At 32.4% G+C, this 13,769-nt stretch carries 12 protein-coding genes; 11 read left to right on the top strand and 1 reads right to left on the bottom strand.

The genetic code is table 11. The annotated features are described in order from the left end of the window. The first annotated feature begins 6 nt into the window (after positions 1 to 6). From N4A35_01005 to N4A35_00960, 10 genes are all read left to right on the top strand, one after another. Positions 7 to 1,233, top strand: a complete 1,227-nt coding sequence (locus N4A35_01005) for a beta-lactamase family protein (GenBank protein ID MCT4579967.1) — start codon at positions 7 to 9, stop codon at positions 1,231 to 1,233. A 30-nt stretch (positions 1,234 to 1,263) separates the two neighbouring features. Then, a complete protein-coding gene (locus N4A35_01000) occupies positions 1,264 to 2,508 on the top strand; it encodes a beta-lactamase family protein (GenBank protein ID MCT4579966.1) in 1,245 nt (414 codons plus the stop codon). A gap of 46 nt (positions 2,509 to 2,554) precedes the next feature. Next, the gene (locus N4A35_00995; protein MCT4579965.1) at positions 2,555 to 3,052 is read left to right on the top strand and encodes a CAP domain-containing protein; all 498 of its coding nucleotides are present in this window, start codon (positions 2,555 to 2,557) and stop codon (positions 3,050 to 3,052) included. Between the two features lie 38 nt (positions 3,053 to 3,090). Continuing rightward, the gene (locus N4A35_00990) at positions 3,091 to 4,305 is read left to right on the top strand and encodes an aminoacetone oxidase family FAD-binding enzyme (GenBank protein MCT4579964.1); all 1,215 of its coding nucleotides are present in this window, start codon (positions 3,091 to 3,093) and stop codon (positions 4,303 to 4,305) included. 232 nt (positions 4,306 to 4,537) lie between these two features. Continuing rightward, on the top strand, positions 4,538 to 5,638 hold the full coding sequence (locus N4A35_00985; GenBank protein ID MCT4579963.1) for a helix-hairpin-helix domain-containing protein: 1,101 nt from the start codon (positions 4,538 to 4,540) through the stop codon (positions 5,636 to 5,638). Between the two features lies 1 nt (position 5,639). After that, on the top strand, positions 5,640 to 6,167 hold the full coding sequence (locus tag N4A35_00980) for an adenine phosphoribosyltransferase (protein ID MCT4579962.1): 528 nt from the start codon (positions 5,640 to 5,642) through the stop codon (positions 6,165 to 6,167). A 50-nt stretch (positions 6,168 to 6,217) separates the two neighbouring features. Then, on the top strand, positions 6,218 to 7,357 hold the full coding sequence (locus tag N4A35_00975; protein MCT4579961.1) for an acyl-CoA dehydrogenase family protein: 1,140 nt from the start codon (positions 6,218 to 6,220) through the stop codon (positions 7,355 to 7,357). Positions 7,358 to 7,563: 206 nt separating this feature from the next. Then, entirely contained in the window at positions 7,564 to 8,406 is an 843-nt protein-coding gene (locus tag N4A35_00970; protein MCT4579960.1) for a 1,4-dihydroxy-2-naphthoyl-CoA synthase, read from the top strand. Positions 8,407 to 8,423: 17 nt separating this feature from the next. Beyond that, positions 8,424 to 10,481: a tetratricopeptide repeat protein gene (locus tag N4A35_00965; protein MCT4579959.1), complete on the top strand. Its 2,058-nt coding sequence runs from the start codon at positions 8,424 to 8,426 to the stop codon at positions 10,479 to 10,481. Positions 10,482 to 10,549: 68 nt separating this feature from the next. After that, on the top strand, positions 10,550 to 11,320 hold the full coding sequence (locus N4A35_00960) for a LytTR family DNA-binding domain-containing protein (GenBank protein MCT4579958.1): 771 nt from the start codon (positions 10,550 to 10,552) through the stop codon (positions 11,318 to 11,320). 62 nt (positions 11,321 to 11,382) lie between these two features. Here the strand turns inward: N4A35_00960 and N4A35_00955 are convergent, their stop codons facing one another. Further along, positions 11,383 to 12,345 (bottom strand): hypothetical protein, encoded by a 963-nt coding sequence (locus N4A35_00955; GenBank protein ID MCT4579957.1) that lies wholly within the window; start codon positions 12,343 to 12,345, stop codon positions 11,383 to 11,385. A gap of 98 nt (positions 12,346 to 12,443) precedes the next feature. Between N4A35_00955 and N4A35_00950 the strand changes: the two genes are divergently transcribed. Continuing rightward, positions 12,444 to 13,496: a nucleoid-associated protein gene (locus tag N4A35_00950; protein MCT4579956.1), complete on the top strand. Its 1,053-nt coding sequence runs from the start codon at positions 12,444 to 12,446 to the stop codon at positions 13,494 to 13,496. The last annotated feature ends 273 nt before the right edge of the window (positions 13,497 to 13,769 follow it).

Here is a 13,769-nt window from a genome sequence, read left to right as displayed (position 1 = left end):
AATAATATGCATAAAATTGTTTTTCTAATTGTTTTGTTTTATAGCTGGAGTGGAATCGCTCAAGAACGATATTTAAATCTAACCAAACGAATTGATTCTTTAATAATGTCTCGTTATAACAAAGGTTTGTTTAGTGGTAGTGTCTTAGTTCAAAAAGAAGGAAAAGTGGTTTATAAAAGAGCTTTTGGTTGGGCAAATATAGAACAAAGAGATACACTAGAATTACAAGCCCCCATGCGGATAGCTTCAGTGACTAAGACGTTTACTGCTGTTTGTGTTTTAAAGTTAGCCCAAGAAGGAAAGATCGATTTGTATAAAGATATTAATGTTTATTTGCCCGAAATAGAAAAGTCAGGAATTACAATACATCATTTATTGTCTCATACTTCAGGGATAGCATACATCAATGGAAGAGGGCATGATGTTGAGCAGTACGGCGAAAATAGAGGGGATAACAGAACAACAAATGATGATGTGTTGAGGTATTTTAAAGAACAGCGCCCTAAACCTAAGAATAAGGTTGGTGAAAAGCATGTTTATAGTAATATTAGTTATACGATCTTAGCAAGTTTGATAGAGCGTATAGGAGGAATGAAGTACTCTGCGTATTTAGAACAGAATATTTTTATACCATTACAGATGAAAAATTCTTTTTTATACTTGCCTAATGATCAAAATACAAATCCAGAAAAGGTATTAAGTTATGCGGTTAATAAAAAAGGGTTTCAGTACATAAGACCTTATTACTCTTATGATGAAAAAGGAATCCTTAAATGGTCAAGTGATAAATATGGGGATAAGTACATCTGCTCTACAGTAGAAGACCTCAATAAGTTCAATAGTGCTTTAATCAATGGTGAAATTCTTAATCAAGAGATGTTGAATAAAATGTTAACTCCTGCAAAATTAAACAATGATGAATTATGTGACAGTAAATATGGGTATGGAATCTATCAATATGAACAAGCTTTAGGTGTTCTTTATCAGCATGGAGGTGCTTTAGCAGCATTTAGAGCTAGGAATATGTTTGATTTAAAAGGAAATCAATTTATCTTATTAATGAATACGAACAGTAATGAATATTGGAGGTTGCATCATGCAATTTTAAGGTTGATTGGTAAAGAAAATGAAAGGTCTGAACCATCAAAAGGACAGCTTACTAAAAAGGAGGTAAAATTTGAACCTGTTTTTAATCAAAAATATAAAATCAATTATGCTCCCTTATATGATTAAATTCCAATTGTTATCTCAAGTCAGATGCTTATGAAAAAAATAATTCTCCCTATTATATTGTTGCTAATGGTACTTGTTTGTAGTGCTCAAGGACATTCTTTAGCTATTGCAAAACGTATAGATTCATTGATTTTAGCAAGATATAATAAATCAATGTTTAATGGTAGTATATTGGTTCAAAAAGATGGAGAGCTAATCTATAAGCGATCTCTGGGGTGGGCTAATATAGAAACAAGAGATACTTTAAAACTTTCTTACCCTGTAAGAATAGCTTCTGTCACCAAAACATTGACAGCAGTTTGTATCTTAATGTTGGTGGATGAGGGAAAGGTAAGTTTAGAGCATGATGTTCATGATTATTTACCTGAGATAACCAAAACAGGAATAACAATTCATCATTTATTGTCACATACTTCTGGTATAGCTGCTATAAATGGAGGCGGACATTTTGATAAGATAGGTAGTTATTTAGAGGAAAGAGAAGAGTATCGTTTTACCAACGCCGATGTGTTAAGGTATTTTAAAGAGTATCAACCAGAACCACTAGCTGAACCAGGAGCAAAATATTCATATAGCAATGTCTCTTATACGATATTGGCAAGTATAGTTGAAAGGATATCTGGTATGAAGTATGCTGATTATCTAGAAAAAAACATTTTTATTCCTTGTAAAATGGAAAGCTCTTTTTTGTACTTGCCTAATACAAAAAATAATAACCCAGAAAAGGTGTTTAGTTACTTAAGAACTGAAGAAGAAGGGTATAAAAGAGAGGAAGTCTACTATAAGTATGATGATCAAGGTGAATTATTGTATTCAAACGATATATATGGAGATAAATATATATGCTCCACGGTCGAAGATATGAATCTTTTTAATAAAGCATTACTAGATGGGCAGTTACTTCAATTAAGTACAGTAGAAAAAATGTTAACACCAGTTTTGTTAAATAATGGGAAACCTACTGCTGATAAACAAGGTTATGGGATTTATCAAAACACACGGACAGATCGTTTTTTTTATGAGCATTCTGGAGCAATAGGAGCTTATGAAGTATTAAATATGTTTGATTTAAAAGGGACTCAAATAATTCTGATGCTTAACATCGAAAATGGGGAGTTTTTTAGAATCGCCTCTGCTGTTGAGGATATTTTAGAAAACAAAAAAGAACAAAAAACGTATAAAGGGAGAAAAGAAAAGTTACCAAAAGCAAAGAGCGCTTTTTTACCAGTTTTCAATCAAAAATATAAAATAAATTATACGCCATTATATGATTAAGTTCCAGTTGTTGTTAATATCGTTTTTACTATTTAGTGTTTGCTCTATGGGGCAAAATAATCTATTTCAAAATGATTTAGATCAGGAGCTTAAGGCTATAGAAGGTTTAGTTTATCATAAAATAGATAGTCTAAGAGCTAAGAAAAAACTTAAGGGATTGAAAGTGAATCCTCAATTAAAAGAAGCAGCAAAATTGCATGTAATTTGGATGAAAGAGAAAGGCAAATTGTCTCATATTCAAAACAAATCTAAGACTAAAACACCTCAGAAACGAGTGGCCTTAGTAGGAGGAGATGCTAGTTTTGTTGGTGAGAATGTAGCCTATACATTGTATAGTATAGAGTTAACTGATAAAAAGGGAAGGTTGTATGTCAACAATAGTGATGAAGCTATAGCGAATGATTTAGTGAAGATGTGGCGAAATTCAAAAGGACACTATAAGAATATCATCACTAAGGGGTATTATACTACAGGGGTAGCAATCGCTGTTGAAAAGGAAGAAAACAAGGTGTATGCAGTTCAGGTTTTTGGAGGAAAGCAATAGTTTTTATGTTGGATGTGGTAATGTAATGAAGAAATAAAATGAGTGAAGTAAAAGATTTATTAGTCATAGGAGGAGGTGCAGGAGGTTTCTTTGCAGCGATAAACTATGCTGAACGATATACCAATAAAAAAGTTGTAATCCTTGAAAAAGGGAAGCAAGTGTTGGGTAAAGTAAAAGTTTCTGGAGGAGGAAGGTGCAATGTGACACATGCTTGTTTTGTTCCAAGAGAATTGGTGAAGTTTTATCCAAGAGGACATAAAGAGTTAATGGGGCCATTTAGTCAGTTTATGACAGGAGATACCATGGAATGGTTTGAAAGTAGGGGAGTATCATTAAAAATAGAGGACGATAATCGAGTTTTTCCAATTACAGATGATTCGCAGACGATTATTGATTGTTTTCTTTCGGAAGTAAATCGCTTAGGGATTGAGGTCAAGAAACAACAAACAGTAGTAGACTTTTATCAAGAAAATGAGTTTTGGAAAGTTAAAACAATTGAGCAGGAGTTTACAGCTAGAAAGATTGTAGTAGCTACAGGAGGTAACAGTCAGCCAGTCTTAAAAAAGTTAAATGCGTTAGGGTTAGAAACAATAGAAAATATCCCATCATTATTTACATTTAATACCAAAGACGTACGTTTTAGAAATCTTGCAGGAGTTGTAGCGCCATTTGCAGGAGTTAAAATAGCTCAAACAAAGTTTAAAGAATCTGGGCCGTTATTAATTACGCATTGGGGCGTTAGTGGACCATCAATTTTAAAGTTATCTGCAATATCAGCCAGAGAATTACATCAATTAAATTATAAGTTTACCATTCAGATTGATTGGTGTTTAAACTATGATGTAGAGGATATCAAAAGCACTTTTTCTGAAATGAGGGTGTTGCATCCTAAGAAATCAGTTATTAATACTAATTTATTTGAGTTACCTAAAAGACTTTGGGTGTCATTAGTAGAATATTCCAAAATACCCAAAGAGCGCAATTGGGCTGAAGTGGGTAAAAAAGATTTAAACCGTTTACAAGAAGTGATTAAAAACGCTCAAATTCAAATTAACGGAAAAAGCACCAACAAAGAAGAGTTTGTGTCTTGTGGAGGAGTAGATTTAAAGGAAATCAATTTTTCCAATTTTTCATCAAAGCAATATCCCACCATGCACATTGTTGGTGAAGTCCTAAACATTGATGCGTTAACAGGAGGGTTTAATTTTCAAGCAGCTTGGACAGGAGGGTATTTAGTGGGAAGTGAGGAATAAGGAGTAAAAAAAGTCCCACCGAAGCAGGACTAAAGATTTTCATCTACGGCATATAGCCTTATTGTGATAAGATTAAAGATTAGAATAATTTTTTCACATTTCAAATGTAAGGTGTTTGTTTCTATAAAGAATAGCCTTTTTCACTTTTCCTCATCAAAATTAATGCCTTAACGAAGAAAATTAATTAACTTGCTATAAGCTTGGTGTATTGTGTTTTATAAAATAATAGAACATGTCTTTTAAATTAAAAGAATACTTTTCAAGCACAAGTTCCGAGCGTAAAGGTTTGTTTGTGTTAACCGTACTTTTGGCGCTATCATTTTTCTACTTTTTTATTGAAGATTATTTTTTAAAAACAGCGTCTCCAGTTGAGATCAGTGTAAAGGAAGTTGGAAGAATTGAACGCTTGTCTAATCAAGAAAAAGATTATAAAGCACAATTAAAAAAAGAAAAAGTAACACTGTTTCAATTTAATCCTAATGAAGCTACACAGGAAGAATGGGAGCAATTAGGCTTTTCTACAAAACAAGCAGCATCAATTGTTAAGTATAGATCAAAAGGCTTTCGGTTTAAAAAGAAAACAGATCTTAAAAAACTGTATGTCATAGATGAAGAAAAGTATCAACAACTAGAGCCCTATATCGTTTTACCTGCTCAAAAACCAAAGAAAAAACAAGAAAATTACAGGATAGTATACCTGATTAGCCCTCAGCCAGTTTATCAAAAGTTGACGCCTTTAGGTCAAGTGTATTATAAGAAAGAGCAAGATGAGTACAAGTATTATTCAGAAGCTTATCCTAATTGGGAAATGGCTTATATAGCATTAGAAAATGTAACGTCAAAAGGCTTTGAAAGTGCTTTTATAACAAAATTACCCGTCGATTTTAGGTGTTATCCAATAGTTCATCAGAAAGAAAAATCGAAAAAAATAGAAGTGATAATAGAAGTCAACTCTGCAGATACCACTGCTTTTAAAAGGATGAAAGGAATAGGAAGTTATTATGCAAAAAAGCTAGTGAATTATCGAGAAAAATTGGGAGGTTTTTATTCCGTAGAACAACTAAAAGAAGTGTATGGAATACAACCAGAGGTGATCGAACAAAATAAAGACCGATTAACCCTAGACACAACATTAATCGATAAAATAAATATCAATACCGTAACAAAGGAAGAGCTGAAAAGACACCCTTATATTAAATGGAATATCGCAAATTCATTGGTGATGTATCGAATAAATCATGGGAAGTATCAAAGTGTTCAAAACATTCAAAACTCAGATTTGGTAAATGATGAATTATACCGTAAAATTGTAAGGTACTTAACAGTAAAATAAAATGGATTTGAAACAACGAATAGATCAGGCAATCAGAAATGTACCTGATTTTCCAAAAGAGGGGATAATGTTTAAAGATATTACTCCTGTATTAGAAAATGCTGAATTGTCGGCAGAAATCATTAAAGAGTTTGCAGCAAAAATAGAAGGAAAAGTAGATGCAATAGCCGGAATTGAAAGTAGAGGGTTTTTATTTGGATTCCCAGTAGCAGTTCAATTGGGAATACCTTTTATTTTAATTCGTAAAAAAGGAAAGTTACCTTATAAAACGATAAGTCATAAATATGATTTAGAATATGGAAGTGCTGAAATAGAAATGCATGTTGATACCATTACTCCAGGAATGAACGTCTTAGTTCATGATGATTTGTTAGCTACAGGAGGAACAGCTGTTGCGGCTTCTGAATTGATTACTAAACAAGGTGGAAATGTCGCTGGTTTTTCGTTTTTAGTTGAACTTGCTTTTTTAGAGGGAGCTGAAAAATTAAAGTCATATTCTGATAAAATAACAAGTTTAGTCAGCTACTAGTCAGCATAAAATTATTATTTTTACACAAACTAAAGATACACACAACAATTATGAATTTTGATATTTCAGAAAATGAAAGCATGATTCAGCAAATGGTAAAAGATTTTGCTGAAAAAGAAATCCGCCCTAATGTGATGACATGGGATGAATCTCAAGAGTTTCCAGTAGAGTTGTTTAAAAAAGCTGGAGAACTTGGTTTAATGGGAGTTTTAGTACCAACAGAATATGGAGGAGCTGGAATGGGGTATAACGAATACATCATGGTTATTAGAGAAATAGCTAAAGTATGTGGTTCAATAGGATTGTCAATTGCCGCACATAACTCATTATGTACCAACCATATTTTGAAATTTGGGAACGATGAGCAAAAGAAAAAATGGTTGCCAAAGTTAGCCACTGGAGAGTGGATAGGTGCTTGGGGATTAACAGAAGCTAATACAGGTTCTGATGCTGGAAGAATGCAATGTACAGCAAAACAAGATGGAGACTATTGGGTGATCAATGGTTCTAAAAACTTTATTACACACGGTAAATCAGGAGACTGTATTGTAGTGATTGTAAGAACTGGTGAATTGCTAGATTCGCATGGTATGACAGCTTTTGTTGTAGAAAGAGGTACAGAAGGATTCTTAGCAGGGAAGAAAGAAGATAAATTAGGAATGAGAGCTTCTGAAACTGCAGAAGTGATTTTTGATAATTGTAGAGTTCATAAAGACAATATCTTAGGTGAAGTTGGAGATGGATTTATTCAAGCAATGAAAATCTTAGATGGAGGAAGAATATCTATTGGTTCTTTAGGTTTAGGAATTGGAGAAGGAGCGTTAGAAGCTTCAATTAATTATGCAAAAGAACGTGAGCAATTTGGTAAACCAATCGCTAGTTTTCAAGGAATTTCTTTCAAGTTAGCAGATATGGCTACAGAGATAGAAGGTGCTAAGTTGCTATTGTATCAAGCAGCAGATAAATTAATGAAAGGAGAAAAAGTAAATAAACTTTCTGCAATGGCAAAATACAAAGCTTCAGAAGTGGGAGTTACTGTTTCTACTGAGGCTGTACAAATCTTTGGAGGATATGGTTACATTAAGGAATTTCCAGTAGAAAAGTTCTTTAGAGACTCTAAATTATGTACGATCGGAGAGGGAACGTCTGAAATTCAAAAATTAGTCATCTCAAGAGAATTACTAAAATAAAAGATAAGAATATTATATTAGTTAACAAAGGTCTACATTTAATGTAGGCCTTTTTTTATGAATTTATTTTAACTCTATTCATGGAGACAAAATAAACGAACTATAAATTATCCCCAACTCATGTTAATCGTATTAAGAATCTAATTAACTTTGTTCGCCTAATCAAATCTTGAGTCTTAACTCTGGAGTCATAAAACAAAATTATAATGGAAAATATAGCTTGGGAAACAGTAAAAGAATATAAAGATATCACCTATAAAAAATGTGGAGGAGTAGCTCGAATAGCATTCAATCGACCAGATGTAAGGAATGCATTTAGGCCACATACAACGAGTGAATTATATGATGCGTTTTATGATGTGCAAGAAGATACCAGTATAGGAGTTGTTTTACTTTCAGCAGAAGGACCATCTTCAAAAGATGGGGTGTATGCGTTTTGTAGTGGGGGAGATCAAAAAGCAAGAGGAGAAAAAGGTTATGTAGGCCAAGATGGACGTCACCGTTTAAATATCTTAGAAGTACAACGTTTGATTCGTTTTATGCCTAAAGTGGTTATTGCTGTTGTTCCTGGTTGGGCTGTAGGAGGTGGCCACAGTTTACATGTTGTTTGCGATATGACATTAGCAAGTAAAGAACACGCAATCTTCAAACAAACTGATGCAGATGTCACAAGTTTTGATGGAGGGTATGGTTCTGCCTACTTAGCAAAAATGGTCGGACAAAAGAAAGCTAGAGAAATTTTCTTTTTAGGAAGAAACTACTCAGCTCAGGAAGCGTATGAAATGGGAATGGTGAATGCAGTTGTGCCACATGCAGAATTGGAAAGCACAGCATATCAATGGGCGCAAGAAATTTTAGAAAAGTCACCAACATCAATTAAAATGTTGAAGTTTGCGATGAATCTTACCGATGATGGGATGGTCGGGCAACAAGTTTTCGCCGGAGAAGCAACAAGACTAGCTTATATGACAGAAGAAGCAAAAGAGGGACGTAATGCGTTTTTAGAGAAACGTAAACCTAACTTTGATAAAAACGGTTGGATTTCTTAAAATTAAGGAAGCTATTTATGCAAGGGAAAACCTTAATAGCTTTTGTATGCTATTTGGTCGTTAATGTTTTGGTGGCTCAGTCAGCTAATTCCTACGATGACCTTTGGTCAAAATGGGAAAATAAAAAACTGGAGGACTCAATTAGGTGCAAAGCGTTAGATGATTTAATATGGGAGTACTATTTAGCAGAAAGAACAGATAGTGCTTTAATCGTTATTGACCAATTGTATACGTATGCTGTTTTAAAAGATAATATTGATTATCAAGTTAAAGCATTAAATGCCAAAGGAGGTTATTATTTTTACTTGCCAGATTTAGATAAGGCATTGGATTGTTTTGAACAATCGTTGACATTGTCTAAGTTAAATGGTGATGAAAAAGGAGAAGCAGCTGCATATTCTAACATCAGCAACGTTTATTTAACTACTGGTTTGTATGATAAGGCGATAGAACACCTGTCTAAAGCGCTAGCGTTAAAAATAAAAGCTAAGGACGAGAAAGGGGAAGCAGGTGTTTATGAAAGCTTATCTCGACTGTATACACGTAAGGGAGATTATAAAAAAGCGATAGAACACCTCTTCAATAGTTTAAGAGTTTTTGAACAATTAGATGAACAAGCTCGGGTAGCAAAGCTATACAATAACCTTGCATTGATATATACGGACCTAGAAGATTATAAAAATGCTGAGGAAAACTTCAATAAAAGTATCGTTATATGCAAGGCGTTAGGGAACGAAAGGGATCGCTATTATAGTTTGTCAAATTTAGGAGGGGTCTATATGAGGCAGAAGAACTATAAAAAGTCATTAAATGTATTCAAAGAAGTAGAAAAAGGAGTGCAGCAATTTGATGATGTCTCATTTCAAGTCGGGGTGCCTTTATCCATAGGGAGTACTTATTACTGTATGCAAAATCTAGATTCAGCGTTGTTTTATGTTTCAAAAGGGCTTGAGTTCTCTGAGTTTTATAATGACTTTGAAAGTAAAGTTATTGCTCTGAATACTTTAGGGTTGATTTACTTCGAAAAGGGAAATTACGATTTAAGCGAAAAATATAGTAAGGCTTCCTATCAATTAGCAAAAGAATCTGGAAATGTTGAAAAAATGAAAGATGCAGCATTAAATCTTTCAGAAACCTATGAACAAAAAGGATGGTTTGCTCAAGCTTTTGAAATGCATAAGATCTATACTGAAATGAAAGATAGTATCGGTAATGAGGGAAACCAACGGATGTTGATGAGAGCTAATATTGAGTATGACTATGAGATGAAGAAGTTTCAAGATAGTATAAATCAAGAGCAATTGATTAGCTTAAAAAATATGGAGATTGCAACGCAAAAAGCCCAAAACACTTCAAATATAATTGTGACAATTTCTATTATGGGGTTGTTACTATTAGTAGGAACCTTTTATTATTTTCAATACAAAAGTAGAAATGAAAAGGAAGTTTACACATTAAAAAATCAAGCGCTTAGATTACAAATAAATCCTCATTTCTTTTTTAATGCAATGAATTCGATTAATCGGTATATTGGTAATAATGAGCCGATAATGGCAAAAAGTTATTTAACAAAGTTTGCCAAAGTAATGCGTTTATCATTAGATAGTGTACAAGATGATGTTGTGCCTTTACAACAAGAAATAGATTTCTTAACCAATTATATTGAGATAGAAAAACTCCAACATAAAAACTTTGAATATCAGATTAATGTAGAGCACACTATTGATACAGAGGAAGTTGTTGTTCCGCCTCTTATCGTACAACCCTATATTGAAAATGCAATATTACATGGTTTCGTTAATAAAAGTGTAGACGAAAAAGGTGAGATCCAAATTGCTTTTTCAGCAGATGGAGAGTTTCTATTGGTAGAAATTTCAGATAATGGAGTGGGGATTGAATCAGCAAAGCAAGTCGATTTTAAAGAGACTGGTCATAAGTCATTGGCAATGAAGATTACTCAAAAAAGAATCAACGCTTTCTCTAAAAAGAACATAGAAGTCAACTTTTCTTCACCAAAGAATGGCACCGGGACGATCGTTAAATTTAAGATGCCAATCGTTAAATTAACAGGATGAGCTCAAAAATGACGTTAATGATAATTTTCCCAAAAAATAATTTTAAGTTTGATTTCTAAAATTGATAGATGGTAATAAAGGCTATAATAATTGATGATCAAATAGATGCAATAGAATCGTTGAAACAAGATTTGATGTATTTGTTTCCTAATGATGTTCAAATAGTAGGAGAGTCAACAGAAATAGATGAGGGAGTGTTGTTGTTTAAAGAGGTGAAACCTAATTTAATTTTTTTAGATATAGATTTAAAAAAAGGAACAGGGTTTGACTATTTAAAAAGAATAGCAGCGTATGATTACACAGATTATGAAGTGATATTTACAACTGCATTTAATCAATTTGCAATTAAAGCAATAAAATTTTCAGCATTCGACTACTTATTAAAACCAATAGACCCTATGGATTTAAAGGAGTCTATTCATCGTTTTAAAGAGAATCAAGAAAAACAGCAACATTACACACAGTCCAATGTGGATCTATTAATTGACAACGCGAATAGTGTTGAATTGATGAGTAAAAAGTTGGCAATTCCTACACAGGATAGAATACATTTTGTTTTTTTGAAAGAGATTGTTTATTGTGAATCAAGCCAAAATTATACACAATTCTTTTTTAATGATGGAACCAAACTTATGGTAGCCAAGACAATTAAAGACTATGAAATATTACTTGAAACATATAGCTTTATAAGATGTCATCAAAGGTACCTAGTTAATGCTAAACACGTAACCTCATTTTTAAAAGAAGATGGGGGAGTGCTTTTAATGAACAATCACAAAAAAATACCAGTATCTCGTAGAAAGAAAGAAATTGTATTACAAAAACTTTCGGAATTTTAGTTGATGTAAGTTAGTTTAAAGCGCTTAAACTCAAAAAAGTTAATCGATATTATACAGCCTCGTTATAAATAATTATTGAGAATAATAAGAGTGAATAAGAGTATAAACCCTAGTTCAGTGACTATCTTTTGTTTAAAGTAAATTAGAAAATAGCAAAGAGCGATACTAACAGGAATTAGTGTAAATAAAGTCGCTTCGAGGTTGTTGTTGTTGAGGTAAATAAAACTAAATAAAGCAGCGCTTAAGATAAGAAAAGCTAAAATAGTGCTTGTCATCTTTTTGTAGCGTATAGAGCTGTATTTTCTTTTTTTGTGAATTTGATAGATACCTAATAAAGAAAAGATAATAACCAAAAAAGATAGAACATAAGTTGTGGGTAAGTAGCTGTAAGAGCTGTATACAGAAGAATCAATAATGTTTTGTAATTGATAATATTCTGTTTTTTCTGTGAATAGAAAACTAGCATAAAAATAAATAGAGAATAGTCCTAGGGCTAAAAAAGGAATTGCCCACTCTTTCCAACTAAAAGGCCTGAAAATCATTAAGGCGATCCAGATAATAGGGATAAAAAGAATACTAGGAGGGTAAAATAATCCAGAAATTAAGATAAACAGACTAGCGTCAAAGATTTCAGATTTACAGCTGACTTGACTATGGATGTTAATTAGCCGTCTAAAAGTAAGGGCTATAAATAAATTGCTGATTAAGATGGGGTGTAGGGTGTTGAGTTCAGGTAAAGCACTCATCAATAAGGTGTAGATTAGAGAGGGGATGTATAAGTTTTGTTGGAAAAACTCATTTTTATTGATGGTTGCATTGATAACAATAGCGGTAGCCACTATAAGACATAGTGCCATTATTTTATTAAAAATAATGCTTTTAGTGATAAAAAAAGAGTAAACAGGAGTAGTGTTTTCAATTTGAATACTTTCATTATTGAAAGACGGTCCCCAAAGAAACAGTGCTATTAGTGGTAAAAGCAGTAAAATTAAGGGTTGATTGGTTTTGTAAATTTTAAGTAACACAAATAAAAGTATTAGATTGTTACAAAAATATAAGTTTCACAGAATTATCAATTCAAATATATTGGTAATATTGCAAACGAATTTTTAAAGTGTAGATCATGATAAATGTAGAATCTTCTAAATTAGGACAATTAGCCATTCATAGAGTAGGGAATAAACATAATGAGGAATCAATTTTTGTATCAGATGAGCCTGTAGAATTAACAGATGAATTAAAAGAGATATTGGAAAACTATTTCTTAAAGCCTTTTGTTAAGTTAACAGAGAAAAATGAGTTTGTACATGAAGTAGAGTTGTCCTATAATGTACTAAAAGGAATAGCAGAAAATACATTTGCAAGTGAAGAGTTGTTTTTTGAAGATTCAGCAAAAATAGTCAAACACTTATACGATCAGTCCAATCATCCTCATATCAAATCAGGTGATTTATTTGTTGCCTATTTTGATGAGATGTATCTTGAGGGAGAGTTGTTAAACGCTATTGGGATTTTTAAGTCCGAAAGAAAAGATTCTTTTTTTCAAATTTCTGAGAATGAAACACAATTAAAATTAATAACAGAAGAGGGGATTAGTGTGAAGAAGTTAGATAAAGGAGCTTTAATTCTCAATTCAAGTGAAAAAGGGTTGATTGTGTTGACTGTAGACAATAACAATTACGATGCAAGTTATTGGAAAAAGGATTTTTTGAGCATAGATGTTGTAAAAGATGAAAATTATGAAACAAAAGCTTACATGGATTTATGTAAGTCTTTTGCAAAAGATGTCATCGGAAATAATGAAACCAAAAAAGAAGAAATAGATTTTATTTCTCAATCTGTAAAATATTTCGAAGAAAATGATCATGTTGAGACAGAAGAGTTTAATGACTTTTTGTTTGATGGAGTAGAAGAGATGAAAGAAGATTTTGTTGATTATAAAAAAGCCTACGAACAAGAGTACGAAATTGAAATAGCAGATTCTTTCGATATTTCTCAACCTGTTTTACAACGAGAAAAAAAGGCGATTAGCAATACAATTAAACTTGATACTAATATTCAGTTAAAAATGAATTTTAATGATCCTGATGCAATTCATCGTTTTGTAGAGCAAGGGTATGATGAACAAAAAGATATGCATTATTATAAAGTGTATTACAACCGAGAGATTAAGTGATTAGCGAATTAGAAAGTAGGTTAGAAAATAGAATAGAGAACAAAGAATAAAGAAAAAGATTCAATCCATTATAGCATTGCATCATTAAATCATTCCATCATTAATATAGTCAGTTCGAGTTCCGACAAAGGCGGAGTATCGAGAATTGTACGGCCTATTAAGCTGATTAGCGAATTAGAAAGTTAGGATAGAATAGAGAGCAAAGAATAAAGAAAAAGATTCAATCCATTATAGCATTGCATCATTAAATCATTAATATAGTCAGTTCGAGTT

It is taken from the genome of Flavobacteriales bacterium, assembly GCA_025210295.1.
Lineage (GTDB): Bacteria > Bacteroidota > Bacteroidia > Flavobacteriales_D > Parvicellaceae > S010-51.
Note: the sequence above shows the minus strand (reverse complement) of the source record. Positions and strands in the feature narration are given on the sequence as shown.